At 52.8% G+C, this 21,573-nt stretch carries 21 protein-coding genes; 10 read left to right on the forward strand and 11 right to left on the reverse strand.

Annotated elements, in window-relative coordinates:
• Window positions 1–972, forward strand: coding sequence for an AraC family transcriptional regulator (locus AC0YNV_RS10560; protein ID WP_475768079.1), 972 nt, complete (start codon window positions 1–3; stop codon window positions 970–972).
• A complete protein-coding gene (locus tag AC0YNV_RS10565; RefSeq protein WP_210042043.1) occupies window positions 969–2,051 on the forward strand; it encodes a Gfo/Idh/MocA family protein in 1,083 nt (360 codons plus the stop codon). Before AC0YNV_RS10560 ends, AC0YNV_RS10565 begins: the two co-directional genes overlap by 4 nt.
• Window positions 2,052–2,205: 154 nt before the next feature.
• Here the strand turns inward: AC0YNV_RS10565 and AC0YNV_RS10570 are convergent, their stop codons facing one another.
• The 5 genes from AC0YNV_RS10570 to AC0YNV_RS10590 form a co-directional block, all read right to left on the reverse strand.
• Entirely contained in the window at window positions 2,206–4,182 is a 1,977-nt protein-coding gene (locus tag AC0YNV_RS10570; RefSeq protein WP_475768080.1) for a stalk domain-containing protein, read from the reverse strand.
• 153 nt (window positions 4,183–4,335) lie between these two features.
• Window positions 4,336–4,554, reverse strand: coding sequence for a hypothetical protein (locus AC0YNV_RS10575; protein WP_475768081.1), 219 nt, complete (start codon window positions 4,552–4,554; stop codon window positions 4,336–4,338).
• Between the two features lie 111 nt (window positions 4,555–4,665).
• Window positions 4,666–5,841 carry an ABC transporter permease gene (locus AC0YNV_RS10580; RefSeq protein WP_475768082.1) on the reverse strand — a complete coding sequence of 392 codons (1,176 nt, stop codon included), beginning with the start codon at window positions 5,839–5,841 and terminating at the stop codon, window positions 4,666–4,668.
• Window positions 5,834–7,003 (reverse strand): ABC transporter permease, encoded by a 1,170-nt coding sequence (locus AC0YNV_RS10585; protein ID WP_475768083.1) that lies wholly within the window; start codon window positions 7,001–7,003, stop codon window positions 5,834–5,836. Before AC0YNV_RS10585 ends, AC0YNV_RS10580 begins: the two co-directional genes overlap by 8 nt.
• 16 nt (window positions 7,004–7,019) lie before the next feature.
• Complete coding sequence (locus tag AC0YNV_RS10590) at window positions 7,020–7,964, reverse strand: ABC transporter ATP-binding protein (protein WP_475768084.1); 945 nt, start codon at window positions 7,962–7,964, stop codon at window positions 7,020–7,022.
• Window positions 7,965–8,144: 180 nt separating this feature from the next.
• Here AC0YNV_RS10590 and AC0YNV_RS10595 point away from each other — a divergent pair, with 180 nt between their 5' ends.
• The 3 genes from AC0YNV_RS10595 to AC0YNV_RS10605 all read left to right on the forward strand — a co-directional run bounded on the left by AC0YNV_RS10595 (window position 8,145) and on the right by AC0YNV_RS10605 (window position 10,691).
• The gene (locus tag AC0YNV_RS10595) at window positions 8,145–9,311 is read left to right on the forward strand and encodes a sensor histidine kinase (protein ID WP_475768085.1); all 1,167 of its coding nucleotides are present in this window, start codon (window positions 8,145–8,147) and stop codon (window positions 9,309–9,311) included.
• A complete protein-coding gene (locus tag AC0YNV_RS10600) occupies window positions 9,308–9,973 on the forward strand; it encodes a response regulator transcription factor (RefSeq protein ID WP_475768086.1) in 666 nt (221 codons plus the stop codon). The genes AC0YNV_RS10595 and AC0YNV_RS10600 overlap by 4 nt, the downstream gene beginning before the upstream one ends.
• 94 nt (window positions 9,974–10,067) lie before the next feature.
• Window positions 10,068–10,691 (forward strand): YktB family protein, encoded by a 624-nt coding sequence (locus tag AC0YNV_RS10605; protein WP_475768414.1) that lies wholly within the window; start codon window positions 10,068–10,070, stop codon window positions 10,689–10,691.
• Between the two features lie 97 nt (window positions 10,692–10,788).
• Here AC0YNV_RS10605 and AC0YNV_RS10610 read toward each other — a convergent pair whose 3' ends face one another.
• Together AC0YNV_RS10610 and AC0YNV_RS10615 are read right to left on the reverse strand one after the other, a co-directional pair.
• Window positions 10,789–12,219: an efflux RND transporter permease subunit gene (locus tag AC0YNV_RS10610; RefSeq protein WP_475768087.1), complete on the reverse strand. Its 1,431-nt coding sequence runs from the start codon at window positions 12,217–12,219 to the stop codon at window positions 10,789–10,791.
• Window positions 12,170–12,535, reverse strand: coding sequence for an efflux RND transporter permease subunit (locus AC0YNV_RS10615; RefSeq protein ID WP_475768088.1), 366 nt, complete (start codon window positions 12,533–12,535; stop codon window positions 12,170–12,172). The genes AC0YNV_RS10610 and AC0YNV_RS10615 overlap by 50 nt, the downstream gene beginning before the upstream one ends.
• A 489-nt stretch (window positions 12,536–13,024) precedes the next feature.
• On the opposite strand from AC0YNV_RS10615, the gene AC0YNV_RS10620 reads away from it, so the two are divergent.
• From AC0YNV_RS10620 to AC0YNV_RS10630, 3 genes are all read left to right on the forward strand, one after another.
• Window positions 13,025–13,780: an ABC transporter ATP-binding protein gene (locus AC0YNV_RS10620; RefSeq protein WP_475768089.1), complete on the forward strand. Its 756-nt coding sequence runs from the start codon at window positions 13,025–13,027 to the stop codon at window positions 13,778–13,780.
• The gene (locus AC0YNV_RS10625) at window positions 13,777–14,796 is read left to right on the forward strand and encodes an ABC transporter permease (protein ID WP_475768090.1); all 1,020 of its coding nucleotides are present in this window, start codon (window positions 13,777–13,779) and stop codon (window positions 14,794–14,796) included. The genes AC0YNV_RS10620 and AC0YNV_RS10625 overlap by 4 nt, the downstream gene beginning before the upstream one ends.
• Before the next feature lie 88 nt (window positions 14,797–14,884).
• On the forward strand, window positions 14,885–15,550 hold the full coding sequence (locus AC0YNV_RS10630; protein ID WP_475768091.1) for a TetR/AcrR family transcriptional regulator: 666 nt from the start codon (window positions 14,885–14,887) through the stop codon (window positions 15,548–15,550).
• Between the two features lie 22 nt (window positions 15,551–15,572).
• On the opposite strand, the gene AC0YNV_RS10635 is transcribed toward AC0YNV_RS10630, so the two are convergent.
• Both AC0YNV_RS10635 and AC0YNV_RS10640 read right to left on the reverse strand, forming a co-directional pair.
• The gene (locus AC0YNV_RS10635) at window positions 15,573–16,763 is read right to left on the reverse strand and encodes an MFS transporter (protein ID WP_475768092.1); all 1,191 of its coding nucleotides are present in this window, start codon (window positions 16,761–16,763) and stop codon (window positions 15,573–15,575) included.
• Between the two features lie 21 nt (window positions 16,764–16,784).
• Entirely contained in the window at window positions 16,785–18,050 is a 1,266-nt protein-coding gene (locus tag AC0YNV_RS10640) for an MFS transporter (protein WP_475768093.1), read from the reverse strand.
• A 135-nt stretch (window positions 18,051–18,185) separates the two neighbouring features.
• On the opposite strand from AC0YNV_RS10640, the gene AC0YNV_RS10645 reads away from it, so the two are divergent.
• Window positions 18,186–19,655, forward strand: a complete 1,470-nt coding sequence (locus tag AC0YNV_RS10645; RefSeq protein ID WP_475768094.1) for an aminotransferase class I/II-fold pyridoxal phosphate-dependent enzyme — start codon at window positions 18,186–18,188, stop codon at window positions 19,653–19,655.
• A 60-nt stretch (window positions 19,656–19,715) separates the two neighbouring features.
• Here the strand turns inward: AC0YNV_RS10645 and AC0YNV_RS10650 are convergent, their stop codons facing one another.
• A complete protein-coding gene (locus tag AC0YNV_RS10650) occupies window positions 19,716–20,549 on the reverse strand; it encodes a dienelactone hydrolase family protein (RefSeq protein WP_475768095.1) in 834 nt (277 codons plus the stop codon).
• A 116-nt stretch (window positions 20,550–20,665) separates the two neighbouring features.
• Between AC0YNV_RS10650 and AC0YNV_RS10655 the strand changes: the two genes are divergently transcribed.
• Window positions 20,666–21,085, forward strand: coding sequence for a DUF1885 family protein (locus AC0YNV_RS10655; protein WP_210042079.1), 420 nt, complete (start codon window positions 20,666–20,668; stop codon window positions 21,083–21,085).
• A gap of 106 nt (window positions 21,086–21,191) precedes the next feature.
• Here AC0YNV_RS10655 and AC0YNV_RS10660 read toward each other — a convergent pair whose 3' ends face one another.
• On the reverse strand, window positions 21,192–21,512 hold the full coding sequence (locus AC0YNV_RS10660; protein ID WP_210042088.1) for a DUF1292 domain-containing protein: 321 nt from the start codon (window positions 21,510–21,512) through the stop codon (window positions 21,192–21,194).
• Window positions 21,513–21,573 lie beyond the last annotated feature (61 nt).

Here is a 21,573-nt window from a genome sequence, read left to right on the forward strand (position 1 = left end):
ATGGCAAAGCCGTTTGCTTACGCGCTGATGGCCGAGAAAATGGATGCGATCGACCGGCTGGATATTCAGTTCCGCTGGGGCGGATACGGCTTTCGCGTCCATCGCTGTCATTTGACCTCCTTTCCGGCAGGCAAAATCATCCGGTTCCACAAGCATTCGGAATATGAATTTCACTTCATCCCCCGCGGAAAAGGGACGGTTGTTCTGGAAGACGGCTCCTTTCCCGTACATGAAGGCCAATTCTATCTCACAGGTCCGAATGTGATGCATCAGCAGGAGGCCGACCAAAGAGAAGCGATGGATGAGCTGTGCCTGCATATCGACATCATGCCTCTTGAAGACGGAGAAGATGCGCAGTGGGGCGAACGGTGGGAGCGGCATGAGGCCCGGATGTGCATTCACGCTCTGGACGCCCTGCCTCTGGCTCCCCTGACCGATCAATACAATGCCATGGCATGGTTCCTGACCGCCTACAGAGCCTGGCATGAAGGGCAGCCCGGCGCATACTCCACCATCAAGCAGGCGGTTATCCAGATCCTGCTGCGCGCTTCCCGCCTGTCATCAGAACCTACGGTGACCTTCGAGCCGCCTAGCCGCAATATGAATGAGCACCGGTTCAAGATCGCCACACAGTTTATTCATGACAATTACGCCTCCCCCCTTACGCTGCAGGAGGTCGCGGAACGCATCCCCATCAGCGGCCGCCAGCTGCAGCGGATTTTTCGGGAGCAAGGCGCGGAATCGTTCAGCGCTTATCTGGAAAACTACAGGCTGAACCAGATCTGTTCGGCAATTATGGAGGGTGCAAGCCCTATTGACCAAATTGCCTTGGAGCATGGCTTTGCCAGCGGCAATTATCTCTACTATGTGTTCAAGAAAAGATTCGGAATGACACCCAAGCAGTTCAGGACCCATCAAGCGGCTGTCGATGCGTCGAGGCCGGAAAACAAAGGAGATCGGAACCACTTATGATTAAAACCGTTCGAATCGGCATTATCGGCAGCGGCGGCATCGCTCACGCCCACGTCAGTCAATACAAGAAGCTGCCCGATGTGGAAATTGTCGCGGTTGCAGATGTTGTGCCAGGCAAAGCGCAGCAATTCATCGATTCGCTTTCCCTCGAGAATGCGCAGCCTTTTGAAGACCACCGCAAGCTGCTTGAATTGGACCTGGACGGCGTCAGCATCTGTACACCTAACGTCTCGCATCATCTGACAACTGTGGACGCCCTGCGCGCCGGCAAGCAGGTGCTGCTGGAGAAACCAATGTCGGTTACCTTGAGTGAAGCTGTGGATATGGTCCAGGCTGCGCGGGAATCCGGCAGCATGCTGACCATCGGCTTCCAGCCGCGCTATGACCCCAATATGAAGCTGGTACAGGATATTGTGCAATCCGGAAAGCTTGGAAAAGTCTATTATGTGGAAACCGGCGGCGGACGCCGCAGAGGAATGCCAGGCGGAACGTTCATCCGCAAGGATCTTGCAGGAGCCGGGGCGATGGCCGATATCGGGTGTTATTCGCTGGATATGGCTCTGAATGCGATGGGCTATCCGCGTCCATTGACGGTATCCGCATATACATCCAACCATTTCGGCACCAATCCTCTGTACCATAAGGAGGCCGACCGCTTCCAGGTTGAGGATTTTGGCGTTGCCATGGTCCGCTTTGAGAACGATCTGGTGCTGCAGTTCAAGATTTCCTGGGCGATGCATATGGACTCGTTGGGTTCGACCCTGTTTCTGGGGACGGACGCCGGCCTGAAGGTCGAGCCCTTCGGAACCGGCAACTGGTCGGGTGTATGGGACGGCAAGGTTGGCAGCATGACGATGTTCCATGATTTCATGGGTCAGCAGACATCCACTCCCGTACCGGTGATCGAGCATTCCAAAGAGCTGTTCTTCGAGAAAGTACGCGATTTCGTCGATGCGGTCCGCGAAGGTCTGCCCGCCCCGATTCCCGGCGAACAGATCCTGATTCAACAGGCTATTATTGACGGCGTGCTCCGCTCTGCCGAGTTGAAACGCGAAGTGTCCATTGAGCTTCCTTACTGATCAGTGAGCTTGACACATGTGAATACATGAAATAACAAGGCCTGCTCCCCTTGCAGATTCATTCTGCTTGCGGGAGCAGACCTTGTTAACTATAAAGAAGGAGGCGCCCATCTCGGGGCGCCTCCTTCTTTTACAGCTATTTAATACGAATTATCTAAAAGCGCTTGGCAGGCAGTGGCAGAAACAGCATGGCGATAGGCAGATTGCTTCCTGCCGCAATTGTAAATACAATTTCAACCGATTCGGCGGAATCGCCTGTTCGGTACAACACAGCTGCGTCTCCGCTGCCCCTTAGAGCGCCGGTGTTCGTTGCCTGAACGACTTGACCATTGACAATGAAGGCGCCGGTATACATGCCGCCCCGGGGGTTAAGCGCGATCAGGGTATGAGGAGCCACATGCTGCAGCCTCATTTTGTACAGAACGCCGAAGTTCCCGGTATTGAGCTCGAGCTGTCCCGTAACCTCGTCAATTCCATCCGTATAGGAGTCCATTGTACGGTCGCCGAGCATAATGCGCTCCGGCACCTCGCCCAATGTATCGGACATTTCAATAGCCCGGTTTGCTTTGTTGAAGGTACCGCGGACATGAACATCGTTGCGCGCCATAATACTCAGGTTTGGCATCTCTTGAATCGGGTCTTTGCCGGAAGCTACGACCACTACGCGGTAGGTCAGCTCTTTGTCCGCATACAAATCCGCGTAAGCAGTAAAGACATCGCTTTGCTTCAAGGCAACCTTGGATATTTCCGGAAGCAGAGTAACGGATTGACCCGGCTTGATTGTGGTAGTCGTCGGCGCCGGGTTGGCGACCAATGAATTCATATAACGCAGAACCGCCATCTTCCCGGACCGATCCACATGCGGATCCGGCCCGCCAATACCAACCGACCCTGTATTTACAATAACCGATGAGTTGTTATTATTGGTCGCCACAAGATAAATCTTAACTGGATGTCCGATACTGTTCACATTATGGAACATGAAGCGAACCTGCCCCGTCAATTGCGATACATAGGCAATACCTTCATTCAGAAGAATTTCGGGACTGTTGCTTCTTACAAACTGGGATCCCTCATCCTGAATTTTGTAAGGCAGTGCAGGAAAATTCAGCACCGAGCTGCCGTCAATCGGAATCATATCGCCAACTTTTTTGAACAGCTTGTTATATTCATCCTGCGTATAAAGCACTTCGCTCGTGACGTTGATCGTTTGCGTGATGGAATTGGTCAGTCCTTTGGAGTCTTCCACTTCCAGTGTGACGGTCTTTGGTCCCGCCTCGAAAAACACTTCACTGTTACCGGTCCAGGTTCTACGGACGATATCATTGTTATCATCTGTGCTCAGGTCCGTATAATTAACCTTCTCGCCGATCCGGTACTCCGGCTTCTCCGTTGTGAAGTTTGCAACCGGAGGCATATTCTGCGGTTTAACCTCAATCGTGACCGAGTACGGATCACTCCACAAGCCGTTCACATCCTGAACCTGCCTTGTAATGGTGTAGGAACCGGCAGTTGGGAAAACATCCATTCTTCCGGTGTAATAGTCCTGCACGTAGGGCTGGCCGCTCGGGTTGGTAGATTTGTCGATATAGTTCACTGTCGTCTCCCCGGCGATGATTTCGCCCGGCTCGACGGCAAAATCCGCCGTAGGCTGCTTGAGCACATTCCAGGAAAGCGTAATTTGCTTGCCGCTTAAGACTAGTGTGCTCTCAGCCAGATTCGACCATGTCCGGACCGGAACCATCAGGGAACCGTTCAGGATATAGGGAGCAATCGCAATCTTGACAGGAAGGCCGTCACCATAGACAATGGTGCTGCCGATTTTAAAGATAAGATCATGGTAATCGTTTGCGGCCGTAACTTCTTTGGTAGCGGCGTTATAAGAGACCTTGTAACCATAAAGCGCGGAGATGGAGCTCAGCGCGATGAATGTTGTACCATTTTGCAAAGTAACCGGCTGCACCGAATTCATGGTGACGCCATTATGGACCATTACCTTGCTGTTCATTTGCAGAATGAGCTGATCAGACATTTCTCCTGCAGCCGACACGGTTGAATTGGAAACGTTCGCAAACGGCATGATCAGGAAAGATAAAATAAGCAGCCATTTTAATGATTTAAACGATTTCATTCTCTATCTCCTTCAATTCTCTGAATTATGTCAGCCCCTTCGCCAGATTCACCCCAAGCAAAAGGCCACCAGCAAGCTTTCATGACATGTTTAACGCTACGTGTCAGGTAAAAGTTGCGTGAGAATTGTAAACAGACAAGAATTGGACACAAACTAGCCATTCACTTTCATGTTCATTACAAAGCTGAAGGCCATCCCGATAAACGCCAGCACCGTTAATACAGCCCAAATGGAACGATTGCGCAAAGCTCCGCGAATGCGCTGCTCGGCCTTCTCCTGGCGCGCCAGGGTAACGGAACGGTGACTGAATAAAAGCAGGATCAAAAAAGCCACAAATAACATATTGACCACAAACCAAATCTGCTGCCACATCTGCATATCTCTCCCTTTTCAACAATACGTTTCGAATGTAACGTATTCACAGCGGGAAAGCAACCGGGAGGAGTCGTGAAATAATGGCTATTCCGGGAATTCGGGATCTTTTCAGGCAGCACTCCGGCTGGGCTGCAGAATATAGGCGCCGAAAGCGAGCAGCACAGCAGCGAACAGCAGCATAATGCCAAGCGGAAGCAGCGTATCTGTAAGTGTACTGCCAAACGCCATACGGCTAAGCGCCTCCATCGCCCATTTCTGCGGTATGAAATTGGCCAGCTTCTGCATGAAGTCCGGCATTATACTGATCGGCCAGAAGCATCCTCCCAGCATGCAGGTTGGCGTAACGACAAGATTATTAAGCTGCGAGAGCTGATCTGTGTTCCGCACAAGACCGGCGACGGCGGTCGCGAGTCCTACAGTGGCAAGCAGAAAACATTCCAGGATGATGAGATGAGGGAAGAATCCGATTCCGTAATCGTATCCGATTATAAACCGGCTGGCTGCCAGTACGATAACAAGCTGAATCGTACCGACAAGCATGCTGCCGATGAAATTGCCGAGCGCGATTTCGTAGCCGCGCAGAGGAGCTGCAAACATGCGCGCCATCGTTCTTTTCTCGCGGTCCTCCATGACGACCTGTACGGATTGGTTGATCGCGAGCATCATAAACATGAGCATAATGCCATTAATAAGCACATTGAAGGGCACGCTGTGCTTCCCTTCGGCAGATTTCAACGGTTCTATCCCGATATGATGATTGTCCCGTTCGCCCAGCAGGCGCTCCAGCACCGGCGCTTTCGATCCTTCACCGGCCAATGCGGCCGCTTGCGTGAATGCTGCTAGTTGTGCTGCCTCTGCGGACAGCTTCTGCTCTATGGCGGCATTCCATGGCTGGACCTCTTTGCGCAGCAGCCTCACCTGAGGCCGTCCGCCTTCTTGAAGCTTCGAGGAAAAATCAGCGGGAACGTATATGCCCAGGTCCGCTTTCCCCTCCTTGACAGCATTGTTAAGCTCATCTTCGCTCTTCCATTCGCCGGAGATCACGTTGAGCGATTGTTCACCTTCTGCAGATGAGCTGCGGTCCGCTTGAACGAGAACATCGCCAAGCGGACCGGTGTCGGCATTCCAAACCGCAACTGCATGCTCGCTATCCTGATGAGAAGACCCGAAGATACCGACAATTCCCGAAAGAACTACCGCCGGAAGCAATACAAGAGAAATAAAGCCTTTGCGGTGACCGATCGTTCTGCGAATCATTGAACCGGCAATAATCAGACTATGCATCCAAGCTCACCACTTTCTTCATTCGTAATAAGGCAATCGTCATCAGAACTGCGGCAATTGCCGCAAGAATCCCGACACCCTTCCAGACGAGCATCCCCGCTTCGCCGTCCATTAACCGGCCTATGGTGACAACAGCCCAATGATTAATCGTGAAGCTGCCGATTCTCTTAATCCCCTCGCCCAGGTCCGCAATCATTCCTCCGCTCAGGAAGGTCATCAGTATCGCCAGAGTTGAAAATATCGATTGGGTCGCCCTCTTGGTCTTTACAATGGAAGCGATAATGAGACTGAGTCCGATTGCGCAGGCCGAGGTAAGCAGACAGACAACCGCCAATTGACCGAGCCGGCCCCCCCAGTCGACACCGTACACCAGCGAGGAGAACAAAATAATAATGGCCGCTTGAATGGCCGCAAATATTATAATTGAAGTCAACCTGCCCGTAAGGATCAGCCCCCAGCGCTGAGGCATCGAATACAGGCGGCCAAGCGTCCCGCTTTCTTTCTCATCCAGCAGAGAAAGGGCGGCGGACATGCCGGAGTACAGCAAAAACATGATCAGATAGGTGCCCGCATAATATTGAATCGCTGATACTTTACCATATTCAGAGCCCCCGCCTCCGACCAGCTCGGCCGATACAACCGATTGATCGTGACGGAAAGATTCTCCGGCGGCATGATTCTCTGAAGCTCCGCCATACCCGGTCATTACAATGCCAATGGTTTGAGCGGTTTGGATCGAACCCAGAAAACGGTTCAAAATGGACTCTGCCACCTGATTCTCCAAATCATCGGGCCCAGGGTAGCTCTTCCACTGCGCGTTCCCTCCGGACTGCACAAGCTCGGAGAAATTGGCCGGAATTTCGATCCCGTAATCGGCCCCGCCACCCTTGACCCGATTGAGGAGATCTTCTTCCGTATCCGCAGAGTCGAAGATGGCGTATCCGGAGAGCGCCGGGTCCCCGGTAAAGGTTTGCAGCGCGGCGTTCATTTCACCTTTATCCGCATTGTATATAACAATTTTGACAGGCTTCATTTCACCGCTTAAAGCACTTCCCAGCAGGAAAATAAGCAGCAAGGGCAAAACAAGCATGATAACGACAACGGATTTGTTCCGGATATAACGCAGGAAACTGTAGTATGCGGTATGGAACCAAATTTTCATTTCCTTCCCTCCCTTCTTATGAGCGGTCCCGAAGCGAACGGCCTGTGAGCTGCAGAAACAGCGTCTCCAGATCCGGCTCAATCCGGGTCAGTTTACTCAGGCCAATTCCATGCTTATGCAAAATAAACAGCAGATCCTGCAGCGCCGTCGCGGACTCCTCAAGCACAACCTGGAGTGTACGCGGCTGGGTTTCCTCAGCTGATTTGATGCGGGGATGCCGGGCGATTTCAGCCATGGCTTCCTCTGTTATCCGGTCCACTTCCAGAATCAGCTGTTCGTCCTGGCCCATCTGCCTGCGCAGCTCTTCCTTTGTTCCCGATACGATAAGCCGGCCCCGGTCCATAATGCCGACTCTTGTGCTGATGGCTTCGACCTCTTCCATGTAATGGCTCGTATAAATAACGGTAGAACCCAGTTTATTGAGGGTGCGGACCGACTCCAGAATATGATTGCGGGACTGGGGATCGATCCCCACTGTCGGCTCATCCATAATAATCAGCTTCGGACGGTGCATAATGGCGCAGGCGATATTGAGTCTTCGCTTCATCCCGCCCGAGAATGTGCCCGGCTTGGCTTTGGCCTTATCCTGAAGCCCGACGAATTCGAGTGCTTCGGCTACCCTCTCCCGCAGCAGCTTGCCTCCCAGACCGTACAATCTGGCAAAAAAGGTTACATTCTCGGCAGCTGTCAGAGAATCGTAGATCGCCAGATCCTGCGGTACAAGACCGATCCGCCGTTTGACTTCCAGCGGGGCCTTCCGGACAGAGTAGCCTTCAACCGTAATATCTCCGCCATCAACGGACAGAAGTCCCGACAGCATATGGATCGACGTGCTTTTGCCGGCGCCGTTGGGGCCAAGCAGCCCGAAGATTTCACCTTCATGAATGGCAAGCGACAAATGGTTGACAGAAAGCGTCGTATCATATTTCTTTACGACTTCCTTAAAATGGACTAAGCTCATCGTGTATCCCCTCTCCATTATTCCTCATGGCTTTATTGTAAAGGCTGCTGGCTCAAGGCGCAGGTCAATAAAGTCATGAAACCAAGATGACGAAAGTCATTTTCTTCCGTTCACCCTGCCTGATTGTGACAAACCTTATGCTATAATGAAAGAACTGAATACGCCGGAGGCGCTTGTCGAATGCCGCAGCTGCTGCAATGGTTAAGATATTTGTTGCTCTTTGTTCCCGCAATCGTAACCTTGTTGACCGTGCAGGTCGAATCCCCGAGCTGGTTCACCCTATATGTGCTGCTTGGCCTCTTGATTCTGAGAGTCGGGGAGCTCTATCCTGAGGCCGCTAAATGGATGATGGCTGCCGAGCTCATCGGCTTCAGCTTGCTTGCCTACGAGACGCAGGGTCTTATGTTCATGCTTCTGTACTCCAGCTTAATCGCTGTTTTTGTCAAATTCCGCTCGCCTCAGGCAATGTCCTTTGCCGTTGTGCTTGGCGCGGCGCTGCTCGGTATATGCATGCAGCACCGGCCGCTCGAGCTTATCTGGACGGCCTTGATATTGTGGTTTGCAATAGCTGCCGTTCTCCATACCGCCAGCCGGATGGCCGATAAGCGGCAGTATGTGGAATCGCTGTATGACGAGCTCAACCGCAGTCACGAAGAGCTGGAGCAGGCGCGCAGACGCCTGGAGGAATATGGCGCCCAAATCGGACAATATGCGCAGGCCGAGGAACGCAGCCGGATCGCTACGGATATCCACGATGATCTGGGACATCGCCTGATCCGCCAGAAAATGATGATGGAGGCGGCCTTGCAAGTATATGAACAGCAGCCGGAACGGGCGTATACGCTGTTTGGGCAAATCCGCGATCAGATGGAAGACAGCATGGAGCGCATGCGGCGGACCGTCCGCCGCCTGTCTCCCGCCGATTCCCGGGATACACGGCAATACGCACTGGATCAGCTAATCGCCGATGCCGGCAGAGAGCTGGGAATAACCGTGACCTTTTCAGTAGAGGGTCAGCCGCAGCCGATGTATCCCAGCATCGAATATGTACTGTTCCGCAACGCCCAGGAGGCCATAACGAATGCTGTGCGGCATGGCGCGGCGAGAACCGTGAATGTCAATCTGGATTACAGGCGGCATGAGATCGCATTGACGGTCGCAAATGACGGCAATCTGCCTGAGGAACCGATCACGCAGGGGCTTGGTTTTCGGGGTATGAAGGAGCGTATCGTGATGCTTGGCGGCCGCCTCGACATCTCGACAGCTCCTGCTTTTGCCATAACGACCATACTCCCTCTCTCAGGCGCCGTTCGTCAAACCCTAACAACACGGAGGGATTATCCTTGATAAAAGTGTTAATCGTCGATGACGATCCGTTTATTCGCGAGAGCCTGCAGGTCATTCTCGATCTTGATCCCGAGCTCACTGTTGCCGGTACCTGCCCGGATGGCCATACTGCCTTCCAGTATGCAGGCGAACATCCCGTTGACGTTGTGTTGATGGACATCCGGATGCCCGTCTGCGACGGCGTGGAGGGGACGCGCAAGCTGAAATCGCTGCCGCTTCCTCCCGCGGTGCTTATCCTGACTACCTTCGACGATGATCAATTTATAATTGAGGCGCTGCGAAGCGGCGCCAATGGGTATCTGCTGAAAAATGTGCCGCCAAGCCGGATCGTTTCGAGCATCAAGACCGTTCATGAAGGCTCCCTGCTGGTGCATCCCGACATCGCCCGCAAGCTTGCCGGTCTTGTCGGCACCGGAACGCTGCCCTCCTCGCAAGCTTCGGAAGAAGCGGAGGCTCTCCGCCAGAAGCAGCTCGCAGACATGGGACTGACACCAGCTGAGCAGCATGTCGTGCAGCTCGTCGCGGAGGGAAAATCCAACAAGGAAATAGCGGCCGTATTGTTTTTTAGCGAGGGTACCGTCAAAAATTATATTTCCGTTATTCTCGGCAAGCTGGAGCTGCGCGATCGCACGCAGATTGCAATATTTTACTTGAAGATGTAACGTGGTAGGGGCAGCAGGTTAAACCGTGGCTCGTCTTACGGTTACACTTGAAGCATAAAGAAAGGGACGATGAATCGTGACAGAGCAGCAGATTATGACCTTTGACGGCTTTACAGCCGAAGATTTTGACGTATTCGAAATTCCGGGACTGGAAGCCCGCATGGAGGCGCTAATCGAGCATGTCAGGCCCAAGCTCCATCAGCTCGGCGAACGCCTCTCCCCCGTATTAAGCGGGCTGTGCGGTGAGACGATCTACCCTCATGTGGCCAAGCATGCCAGACGAACCATTAATCCACCCATTGATACATGGGTCGCATTTGCAGCGAACAAGCGCGGCTACAAGGCCCATCCCCATTTTCAAATCGGCCTGTTCAACTCCCATATGTTCGTGCAGTTTGCGATTATTTATGAATCCGACAATAAATCGGTTTTTGCGGAACATGCGCTCAAGCAGCTCGACGATATTATGAAGCATATTCCCGCCGAGTATGTCTGGTCGAGCGATCATATGATTCCCGGAGGCGACAAGCAGGGAGAGCTCGGACGGGACGGCCTGATCAAACTGCTGGAGCGGCTGCGGACGGTTAAAGCATCCGAGGCGTTGTGCGGCATTATCATCGATCGTGAAGATCCTTTGCTGAGGGATGGCGAAGCCTTCATCGACAAAACCATTGAGACCTTCAAGACCGTCCTGCCGCTGTACAAAATGGCGCTTTAACTTGAACGTGTCGCCATAGAACAATGACAAAACCCCCAAATCACCTTTAGCAGTGATTTGGGGGTTCGTGCTTGTGCCCGTTTTATAGACGTATTGATTATGCTGCCTGCCGGGCCTCTACGCCAACACGCTGGCGCTTCGATTTGCGGAAGAAAAACAATTCATAAATGCACGGAACAATGATGAGCGTCAGCAGCGTCGCAGCCGCCAAGCCGCCGATAACCACGATTGCGAGACTCTGGGAGACGATGCTTCCGCTCTCCGATGAGCCGAATACGAGCGGCAGCATCGCGGAAATCGTTGCGATTGCGGTCATGATGATCGGGCGCATCCGCGTAGCCGCCGCTTCGATAAGCGCTTCGCGAATGGTCATCCGCTCTTCACTTTGCTTCACGCGGTCAATCAGTACGATGGCATTGGTAACGACAATGCCGATCAGCATGAGCACTCCGAACATGGCTGCGAAATCCGGCGTCACTTTGGCGACCAGCAGCCCGACGACCGCTCCGATTGCAGCCAGAGGCAGCGAGCACATGATGGCGAGCGGCGCACGCAGGGTTTTGAACGTTATGACCATGATCAAATAAACAATTCCGATGGCAGTCATCATAATGATGCCCAGATCCACGAAGTCGTCGGATTGATCCGCGGATGCGCCGCCGACCGTGAACTTCACGTTATCCGGCGCTTTCAGCGCATTCACCTTATCGGTGATCGTTTTACCGACGACAGACAGCTGAGCCGGTTCAACATCAGCCGTCACCCGGATGTACAGCTTGCCGTCCTTATGGTGGAACACGCTGGACTGCTCGCTCTTCGTCAGCTCCGCTACCGACGATACCGCAGCAGGTCCTTGAGCGGTCATGATCGTCAGCTTGCTCAAATCCGTTTGTGATTTTGGATCGACCGCCGGCTGCAGGATCACATTGGTTTGGCGGTTTTCGATCGTCACTGTCCCGAGCGGTATCGGGTTGAGCAGCCCTTGAAGCTGCGAAGCGATCTCCTGTCCTTTGGCTTTGGCCGGATCAAGCTTGAAGGTATAAACCGATTTCTTCTCTTCTTCATTGGACTTGACTTTAATGACGTCTTTGACCGGTTTAATCGCTGCCATAACCTGCCCGGCCCCTTCGGCAAGCAATGCCGGATCTTCGCCGGTGATGTCCACCAGAATCTGCGTGGAGCTGCCGCCGCTCATAAAGTCGGAAGCACCCGCGGTCATTTCCACTCCCTCATACTCGGGACGCAAGCTCTTGAGATCCTCAATCAGCTTCCCGGCATCCGCGCCTTCCTTCATGTCGACCAGATAAGTGACCAGCGTCGGCGAGGAAACATCGCCGTATTGGGCATTCTCCGCGCTGTTCCCGTTGGACATCATCACCCAGTCAATGTCTCTGCGGTCATTCATATAGGCTTCCAGCTTGCGGCCTGCCGTGATGACTTGATCATGCGGCGTTTCGCTTGGATATTCCAGCGTTACATTAACATTCGCCGCATTCGAGGAATCGATGGCCCTGATCCCGCCGGGCATCAGTCATGGCGCCATCGAAGCCGATTGTCACCCAGGATATGGGGATCATCGAGGTGTTGAACTGCACCACGAACGGCTTGCCTACCCGCTCCGGAAGCTGAACGGCGGCAACCGCCTGCTCTACCTCGGTTTTGGCTTCCTTCATATCCGTCTTGGAATCAAAGGACAAATCGATTTTTGAATACTCGTTTCCGGATGAGGAGGTCATACCGCTTTTTCCCTTGATGAACTGCAAGGCATCCTCAAGTTTTCCGGTAACCTGCGTTTCCATCGATTTGGCGTCGTAACCCGGTCCGATCGCCGCGATCGATACCATGGGATTATCCGCCTCCAGCAGAAATTCCATCGGCAGCCGTTAATAGCTCACCACCCCTATCGCAAGAGCCATAAGCACGACAAGCTTCATCGCCGCTTTGTTGTTAAACGCCCATTTCGTTATCCACTGCATCTTTCCTAAACCCCTCTCAAAGTTACGGTTCAAGGTGGATCATAGCCCCTAAAAATTTACATGATTCATACACAGATTTAATAGAGCGCTGATGTTGACGGTCTACAATAAATAAAGTCATAAGCAAGGAGGTGAATAATAGATGTATTATGAAGAGGATCGTGTACCGTTCGATGAGCCGGATCAAGTGACCGAGGAGAAAACGAAAGAAAATAAGGACGACAAAGAAGCCATTGTCTAACGGACAGTGCTTTTTTTATTTCTTTCAATAAGAGTGATTACTCACTTTACAAAATTGCCAAACGAGATGTATGATGAATGTGAGTAATCACTCATTTCATTGAAGGAGAGTGTCTTATGACAGTTGAATCCTCTTCCCTTTCCGGCGGCGAGCCTGCAGTGGAGCTGAGCCATGTAATTCGCCGCTTCGGCAAAAAAACTGTGCTTGACGGAATTACAATGACCGTTGAACCCGGCGAGCTGTTCGGCCTGCTCGGCCCGTCAGGCTCCGGCAAGACGACCCTTGTGAAGCTCATTACCGGCATTGACAAAGCAGACGAGGGATCCGTAAGGATGCTCGGGCAGCCGATGCCCAGGCTGTCCATGCTGCAGCGCTTCGGCTACATGGCGCAGTCCGATGCGCTTTATAATGAGCTGACCGCCAGGGAAAATCTCGTCTTCTTCGCGTCGCTGTATGGCCTTCGCGGCACTCACAGGAACAACCGCATTCGGGAAGCGATGACAATCGTCAATCTTCTCGATGATTTGAACAAACCGGTTGCCGCCTATTCCGGTGGGATGAAGCGGCGTTTGTCGCTCGCGATTTCGCTGCTTCACGAGCCTGAGCTGCTCGTTCTCGATGAACCGACTGTCGGTATCGATCCCGTGCTGCGGCAGTCCATTTGGCAGGAGCTTACCGCTATGCGGGGGCGCGGGACCACGATTATTCTGACTACCCATGTCATGGATGAAGCCGAGAAATGCGACCGTCTCGCACTTATCCGTGATGGGAAGCTAACCGCAGTCGATACGCCTGAAGCGATCAAAAGCAGAACGGGCAGCCAAACTATAGAGCAGGCGTTCATAGCTCTTGGCGGAGGTGCGAAGTCATGAAGATACGCGCGCTTGCCATCCGGATTATCCGCCAGTTTCTGCGGGATAAACGCACGCTGGCCCTGCTTTTCGTTGCGCCGCTGCTTATTCTGGTGCTGATGAAGCTGGTCTTTAACGGCCAGACTGTCCAGCCCCAGCTCGGAACGCTGCATATCCCCCAGCAGCTTGCTGCACAGCTTGCGGCTGCGGATGCCCATATAACCGTTTATGAGGATATGGCGTCCGCCGAGTCAGCGCTGGAAGATGGCGAGCTCGATGCCATTCTGGATTGGCAGGAAGGCAAGCCTTCCCTGCGCCTGGAGGGAAGCGACCCTTCCGAGAGCCGGACGGTGCTTTTCCTGCTGCAGCAGGCGGTCCAGACTGCGGACCCTTCACTGCAACCGGCTGTTTCCTATCTGCATGGCAGATCTGATATGTCCTCCTTCGATTCTTTCGGACCCGTGCTGATCGGCTTCTTCTCCTTCTTCTTTGTTTTTCTGCTGGCCGGTGTATCCTTCCTGCGGGAGAGAACAAGCGGCACCTTGGAAAGGCTGCTTGCCACGCCGATCCGCCGTTCCGAAATTGTCACTGGCTATTTGGCCGGATTCGGATTGTTCACTTTGCTCCAAGCAGCCCTGATCGCCTGGTTCGCCATCGATGTGCTGGGACTGTATATGGATGGTTCCATCTGGCTTGTGCTGCTGATGAATCTGCTGCTGTCGCTGACGGCCCTGACACTCGGCATCCTGTTGTCCTCTTTTGCCGGGAGCGAGTTCCAGATTATTCAGTTTATACCGCTCGTTATTGTGCCGCAGGTGTTCTTCTCCGGCTTGTTCAATCTGGATGCCATGGCTCCCTGGCTGCAAAAGCTGAGTTATATCATGCCGCTCTATTACGGTGCGGACGCGATGCGCGGAATTATGATCCGCGGTGCAGGCTGGTCAGATATTCAGCTTGATGTCTACGTGCTGCTTGGCTTCTCCATTTTGTTTGTCCTGCTGAACGTTCAGGCGCTGCGCAAGCACCGGGCCATTTAACAAACCCGTCCTGCTGTGATATGATCGGACTTGATCATGGAACAGCTGTTCCGACTTCATTTCTGGCTTTTGAGGAGTTGTCCGTACGATGAAAGAGACGATGGAGCAATGGTTTGCGGAGCTGGAGAAAAGCGAAGCTGAAGCGGTAAAAATGACCGAGAAGCAGTCCAAAATCCTGCAGGCAGCCATTGAGGTTTTTGCGGAGAAAGGCTTCGCGGCGGCTTCCACGAATGAGATTGCGCAGCGTGCCGGTGTTGCAGAGGGTACGATTTTTCGCCATTACAAAACCAAAAAGGATCTGCTTCTGTCCATTGTCGCTCCGGTTATGACGAAGCTCATCGCCCCTTTTGTGCTGCGCGACTTCAATAAGGTGCTCGATGTGGATTATGACCGGTATGAGCTATTCCTGCGGGCAGTGATCGCCAACCGGATCGAGTTTCTGCGTAACCATATGAATGTGTTCAAAATATTGATTCAGGAAATCCCATTCCACCCCGAGCTTCAGGAGCAATTCCGCAAAAATATATTGAGCAAGGTGCTTGAGCGGATGAATCTGATCGTGGACAAATTCAAATCCAGGGGACAACTGATGGAAATCCCCAACTTAACGTTGATTCGTCTGACGATGTCCGCGATTATCGGGTATGTCATCACGAGGGCTTATAATGAAAACCGTGAGGATGCGGGCTGGGACGACGAGTTTGAGCGCGAAGAAACCATTTCGTTTATCATTCGGGGACTGAGCATAAAATAAAAAACAAAGACGCTTCTCCGGCCTATACCGGGGGAGCGTCTTTTGCTGGAACATTCTTGGGCTGGGCCATCCGGAACCGCAGCAGAAGCAGCAGTGCCGCGAGAGACAGAAGCCCTCCTGCCAAATAAGGCAGCTTCAGATCAACCGTGAACAGGAAAGCGCCGAATAATGGCCCGATAATCCGGCCCAGACTGTCCATGGAGGTGCTAAGCCCTGACGCGACACCTTGTCCGACTGTTGTCTTCTGTGTAATCAGCGAGGTTACGCAGGGGCGGATCAACGCGTTGCCGATGCCGAAGATGGCCAGATAGACCGTTGCCGACACCAGGGAATGCGACGTGATCAGCAGCAGAAAGCCGACTGCGGAAATCACCAGACCCGCGGCGATATATTTGGGCTCTTCCCCTTTGCGGATCCGTCTGCGGACCACACCGCCCTGGATGAGCGCCCCGACCAGACCGCATACCAGGAACATGATGCCGACCTGCAGCGGCGTGACATTAAAGCGTTCCATGCCGAAAAGCTGCAGAGTCGCCTCAAGTCCCGCAAGCGACAGAGAAACGAGCAGGGCGAGCAGATACAAATATTTCACCGATCCCGTGAAGGCGCTCCAGCGGGATGGCTTATGTTCGCCGGCAAGCAGCCGCAGATCGGGCGTCAAGGATTCCGGCAGCTTGGTCACCGCTAGCATGAACGTCACCAGAGAAAGACCCGCCGCTGCAAAAAACGGCGTATTATCCGAAACCAGGCTGAGAAGCCCACCCACGCCAGGTCCAATTGTAAATCCAAGGCCGATGGACATGCCCACAAGCCCCATGCCGCGTGTCCGTTGATCCGGAGGCGTGATATCGGCAACATACGCGACAATAACGGATGTCACCGCTCCGGAGAAGATTCCCCCGAGCACCCTGGAAGCATACATAAGCGGCAGGCTGCCGTCCGCGATTCCGAATACGAGGAAGCTGGCCGCGAAGCCCAATACGCCAATCAGAATGACCGGGCGTCTGCCGATACGGTCGGACATGCCTCCCCAAAGAGGAGATACAAGGAACGACACGGCCGAATAGACTGACAGCATCATGCCCGTGTGGAACTCGACCGAATCCGGGCTGGTTTCCTTAACCAGCTCAGGCAGGACAGGAATAATAATGCCAAAGCCGATGAACGTTGTGATAAGCATAAGCATGACGATTAAGAGTCGTTTGTCCTTCATTCATTAATTCCCTCCACATCATCATCGTACCACAACTTCTGAGCGTCTTGTTATGAACAAATGAAGAACAAAAAGCAGCAGCATCACGATCCCGCTCAGTAAAAATGGAGAATGCGGACCCAGCTTATCCCACAGCTTCCCGGACATAATGCTGCCGAACACCATCCCCAGGCCTTCAATGGTGAGGAAGAAGCCCCAAACCGCGCCGCGCTCCGATTTTGGTATGGCCTGCGCAATGAGCGTATTCCAGGCTGGAATAATAAAGGCATAGCCCGCCCCCACAAAGGCCACGATAATCAAAACAAGAGGGAGCATCCGTGTATATCCGAGAGTTGGCAGCGAGATCGCCGCCGTTATAAATCCGACATGCAGAAACCATTTGGTCCCGAAGCGGTCGACCCATTTGCCGACCGGAATCAGCCCCAGCACGGTTACTGCCCCTCCTGCGATGAGGTACAGGCTGTACTGCTGCGGGGTCAGATGCAGCACAGTCCGGGCATACAGCGTCAGGATCGGAGTGAGCAGCCCCAGCGCAAAATTTTGCATAAACATGGCGGGATACAGCAGCTTGCTTGCATGCAGGGAACTGCGCACCTTGGCGAGGTAACGTCTCGTTCTTTCCGCCATACCCAGCGATTGCTTCTCCTTTAATTCCGCTGTTGCCTCTGGAGCGGCCCTTCCTTCAATTTCATGCGATTTGCGTCTGCCCGGCAGGAACAGTGCGACCACGACGACGACGCTCATCATCCCGATCAGCAGCCTGAAGGCGGGATGAAACGAATGCGCGATGAAGAAATTGATGACAATCGGTCCGCAGCCAACACCAGTCAGCCATGCCATGTACACCACACTCATAATCGTTCCGCTTGCTTCATTTCCGGCTACAGCCGTTGCTCCGGTTATTACACAGGGCCACAGCGGAGACGTTCCGATGCCGAGCAGCAGGCAGGCCAATATAATCCAGAATACATGACCGCTGGACAAAGATATAATAGCGACAGAGATAAAGGTCAGCAATACGCCAAACAGCATTACATAACGATAGCCGATTCGATCGATGATCCAGCCCAGAGGACTACGGAATGCATTGTCTCCTATGTATTGCAGGGCCAGCGCCCAGCCGACCGCATAGACCGACAAGCCAAGAACCGTACCCATGTAGACGGGCAGGATCGACACCAGCAGTGCGCCCTTCACGAATTCGACAAGGTACATGATAATAAGCAGCTGAACGACAAACGGCGATTTGAGCACCTTTTTGCCCGCCCATGATTTCGCGATTTCCATGGTGTTTCCCCTTCCCGGCTTCAGCAGTCCATTACCCTTTCGGATTTCCCGAAAAACATGCTTGCAATCCCCTCTGTTTTTGCTATACTCAACCTTGTTTGTACGATACCTGACGAAAGGGTGGAATGAAAGTACATGAATCATACTCGGACACCGCTGTTCAGCGCACTGCGCAGCCATGCGGCTCAAAACCCTGTTCAATTCCACATTCCCGGACATAAAAAGGGCCTTGGAAGCGACCCCGAATTCCGGGCATTTATTGGCGATAATGCGTTATCCATCGATCTTATAAATATTGCGCCGCTCGATGATCTGCATCAGCCGACCGGAGTTATTGAAGAAGCGCAAATTCTCGCTGCCGATGCTTTCGGAGCCGATTATACCTTTTTTTCGGTACAAGGAACAAGCGGCGCCATTATGACGATGATTTTATCCGTTTGCGCCCCTGGCGACAAAATCATCGTGCCGCGCAATGTGCACAAGTCGATTATGTCGGCCATCATATTTGCCGGCGCACGGCCCGTATTTATCTCTCCTGCCCGTGATGCGAACCTCGGGATCGACCACGGGATTACGACAAGCGCGGTCAAACGGGCGCTTGAGCGCCATCCGGATTCCAAAGCGGTACTCGTTATTAACCCGACTTATTACGGCATATGCGCAGATCTTCAGGAAATTGTCGAGCTCGTCCACCGCTATGACATTCCTGTGCTGGTCGATGAAGCGCATGGCGTCCTGATTCATTTTAATGAGAAGCTCCCGATGTCGGCGATGCAGGCAGGCGCGGATATGGCGGCGACAAGCGTGCATAAGCTGGGCGGCTCCATGACTCAGAGCTCCGTCCTGAATGTGCGCAAGGGCCGGATCAATCCGCAGCGGGTTCAGACCATAATCAGTATGCTGACAACCACATCAACTTCCTATATTCTGCTCGCTTCCCTGGACACATCAAGACGCCATCTGGCGCTCAATGGCCATGAGATTGCCGAGAAGGCGGTCGGTCTGGCTCAGTTCGCGCGCGAAGAGATCAACCGCATGGATGGGCTGTACTGCTTAGGCAGTGAAATTCTTGGCGGAGAAGCGACCTTCGACTACGATCCGACCAAGCTGACCATTCACGTCAGGCATCTGGGCATTACCGGATATGAAACAGAGAACTGGCTGCGCGAGCATTATAACCTTGAAGTTGAATTAAGCGATATGTATAACATCCTTGCCCTTGTAACGCCAGGAGATACACAGGAATCGATCGATATCCTGATAACTGCTCTTCGGGATCTGGCTAAATCTCATTATCAGCTGAACGAAGCCAAGGAGCTGGTAGTCAAAATACCTGAGATTCCCCAGCTCTCGCTTACTCCGCGCGATGCGTTCTATGCGCAGACGGAAGTGATCCCGTTCAAGGAATCGGCAGGGCGTATTATTGCCGAATTTATCTATGTTTATCCGCCAGGCATCCCAATTCTGCTCCCGGGAGAGGTCATCTCCCAGCCGAATATTGACTATATTATCGATCACGTCGAGGTTGGACTGCCTGTCAAGGGACCGGAGGATCGCAGCATCGAATTCGTGAAGGTAATTGTCGAGGAAACCGCGATTTCGTAGCCCAGACTCAAAAGACCGCTTCCCCGACGTCATCGTCGATGGGAAGCGGTCTTTATTGATTCAGGCTTGAATGGAATCCGTCAGCACCTGCTGCATAAATTGAAGCGTTCTTCCGTAAGCGTCCCTCGCTGCATCCACATGATAAGAAGGACGGGTATCATTGAAAAAGGCATGCTGGGCTCCGTCATAGATATGATATTCGAACGCCACGCCGGCTTTCTCTGCAGCTTCCGCGAATTCCGGTACGGCGCTTGTAATCCGATTATCCAGTTCACCGTAAAAACCGGTGACCGGACACTGAATTTCAGGAATACTCTCCGGGGGAGGCGCACTTCCATAGAAGATAACTGCTCCCCGAAGCTCCGGATCAAGCGCTGCCAGCCGGCCTGACAATGTGCCTCCCAGGCAGAACCCCATGGAGGCTACCCCTCTTCCATACGAATACTCATACGTATCCCTCAGCCATGCGGAGGTAGCCGCGACCTGGCGGATGAAATCCGGAAGCATGCCGCCTGTGTTAAAAACTTTGCCCAACGTGCTCTCTATCTGATCGCGTTTTTGTACCGGCAGACTGGCCAGCGCAGCTTGACGCTGCTCCGGGTCGGCCCACTGGGCAGGCTTAATCGTGTTGTGAAACAGCTTGGCTTCATCGATTCGATCCTGCTCGAAGCCCGCCTGTCTGAACCCGTCCTTGCTGAACAAATCCGGCGCAAATGCCACATAACCGGCCTTGGCGATACGCCGCGTCACATCCTGGATATGCCCGTCGACTCCCCATATCTCCTGCAGCACAATGACAGACGGGAGCGGTTCCCGCACATCCGCCATCCTTGCCACATAACCGCTGTATTCCCCGTTTTCACCGTATCTGATCCATTCCGTTTCCACGCTCATAATTGAAATCCTCCTCTTCATTCGAAAGAGATACTTCCCATGATCACAAACAGCCTCTATGCAATATTGTCATTCTCAAACCCTAATGCTATGATATTGAAGGGGGTGGGCAAACCATGAGTCAGAGCGCTTACATTAAATTTGTAGACGGTTCCATTGTACAGCAATTGAGCCTTGATGAAGTGAAAGAACATCTCGCACGTTATCAGGAACAAACCGCTCTAACAGGTCAGCAGCTGGGCTGGGACTACTCCGAAGCAGCATTCCCTTACACGGTTGAAACAAAACCCGGCGAGGAGCAGCGTTGGTTCTATTTGAAAGGTACAAATCCGTTATATTATTATATTTTATTCGGTGTCGGATCGCAAAATCAAGGTGAACGCGAAATCCCCTATGTCCAGGTGGTCCTTCCGGAAGGTGCTACACATGGCGACAAAGCCAAGGGCAATGAGCTATGCAAATATTTGGCCAAGCATCTGAAAGCGGAATTAATGATGTTCAACGGCCGCACCATCTATTATAATCCGCGCAAATAGCTTCAAGACATACATAGCCAGACTGGGCGTGCAGCCCCCTGGTACAGCTAAAACTCCGGCAGCCTGTGGTGGGTTACCGGAGTTTTAATGGTGCTATTATGATGTCTTAAGCCTCAGGCTCATTCTCGCGTTCGGCAATTTCCTCATAAATGCGCGTCACGCGATCCCATTCGGCATCATCTTCAATTCCAACGAGAAAAGCTTCTCCATTCTCTTCTTCAATTCGGAAAATCACGCCATCAGCTTCAGGATCGTTGCGGTCCAGAAGCACAGCATATACTTGCTCTTCAGACTCGAAGGTATAGACCATGACCATTTCACGTTCTTTGCCTTCTTCATCCGTCACAAGAAAGACATGCTCTTCGTGGTCGTGATCGCAGTCTTCTCCATGTACATGTTCGCCGTTATTATGTTCATGCTCGCTCATTGGATACCCTCATTTCAATTCATGATACCTTTCCTTCGTATCGTAACATGGATGACAAGTT

Source organism: Paenibacillus sp. JT31N11, assembly GCF_056269285.1.

Bases quoted from the DNA above. Each gene is read 5' to 3' on its own strand.
- AC0YNV_RS10645 (WP_475768094.1), top strand. From the start codon at position 18,186: ATGAATCATACTCGGACACCGCTGTTCAGCGCACTGCGCAGCCATGCG.
- AC0YNV_RS10570 (WP_475768080.1), bottom strand. From the start codon at position 4,182: ATGAAATCGTTTAAATCATTAAAATGGCTGCTTATTTTATCTTTCCTG.
- AC0YNV_RS10610 (WP_475768087.1), bottom strand. From the start codon at position 12,219: ATGCCCGGCGGGATCAGGGCCATCGATTCCTCGAATGCGGCGAATGTT.
- AC0YNV_RS10595 (WP_475768085.1), top strand. From the start codon at position 8,145: ATGCCGCAGCTGCTGCAATGGTTAAGATATTTGTTGCTCTTTGTTCCC.
- AC0YNV_RS10560 (WP_475768079.1), top strand. From the start codon at position 1: ATGGCAAAGCCGTTTGCTTACGCGCTGATGGCCGAGAAAATGGATGCG.
- AC0YNV_RS10565 (WP_210042043.1), top strand. From the start codon at position 969: ATGATTAAAACCGTTCGAATCGGCATTATCGGCAGCGGCGGCATCGCT.
- AC0YNV_RS10625 (WP_475768090.1), top strand. From the start codon at position 13,777: ATGAAGATACGCGCGCTTGCCATCCGGATTATCCGCCAGTTTCTGCGG.
- AC0YNV_RS10590 (WP_475768084.1), bottom strand. From the start codon at position 7,964: ATGAGCTTAGTCCATTTTAAGGAAGTCGTAAAGAAATATGATACGACG.
- AC0YNV_RS10655 (WP_210042079.1), top strand. From the start codon at position 20,666: ATGAGTCAGAGCGCTTACATTAAATTTGTAGACGGTTCCATTGTACAG.
- AC0YNV_RS10635 (WP_475768092.1), bottom strand. From the start codon at position 16,763: ATGAAGGACAAACGACTCTTAATCGTCATGCTTATGCTTATCACAACG.
- AC0YNV_RS10660 (WP_210042088.1), bottom strand. From the start codon at position 21,512: ATGAGCGAGCATGAACATAATAACGGCGAACATGTACATGGAGAAGAC.
- AC0YNV_RS10640 (WP_475768093.1), bottom strand. From the start codon at position 18,050: ATGGAAATCGCGAAATCATGGGCGGGCAAAAAGGTGCTCAAATCGCCG.
- AC0YNV_RS10605 (WP_475768414.1), top strand. From the start codon at position 10,068: ATGACCTTTGACGGCTTTACAGCCGAAGATTTTGACGTATTCGAAATT.
- AC0YNV_RS10575 (WP_475768081.1), bottom strand. From the start codon at position 4,554: ATGTGGCAGCAGATTTGGTTTGTGGTCAATATGTTATTTGTGGCTTTT.
- AC0YNV_RS10580 (WP_475768082.1), bottom strand. From the start codon at position 5,841: ATGCATAGTCTGATTATTGCCGGTTCAATGATTCGCAGAACGATCGGT.
- AC0YNV_RS10650 (WP_475768095.1), bottom strand. From the start codon at position 20,549: ATGAGCGTGGAAACGGAATGGATCAGATACGGTGAAAACGGGGAATAC.
- AC0YNV_RS10615 (WP_475768088.1), bottom strand. From the start codon at position 12,535: ATGGTATCGATCGCGGCGATCGGACCGGGTTACGACGCCAAATCGATG.
- AC0YNV_RS10620 (WP_475768089.1), top strand. From the start codon at position 13,025: ATGACAGTTGAATCCTCTTCCCTTTCCGGCGGCGAGCCTGCAGTGGAG.
- AC0YNV_RS10585 (WP_475768083.1), bottom strand. From the start codon at position 7,003: ATGAAAATTTGGTTCCATACCGCATACTACAGTTTCCTGCGTTATATC.
- AC0YNV_RS10630 (WP_475768091.1), top strand. From the start codon at position 14,885: ATGAAAGAGACGATGGAGCAATGGTTTGCGGAGCTGGAGAAAAGCGAA.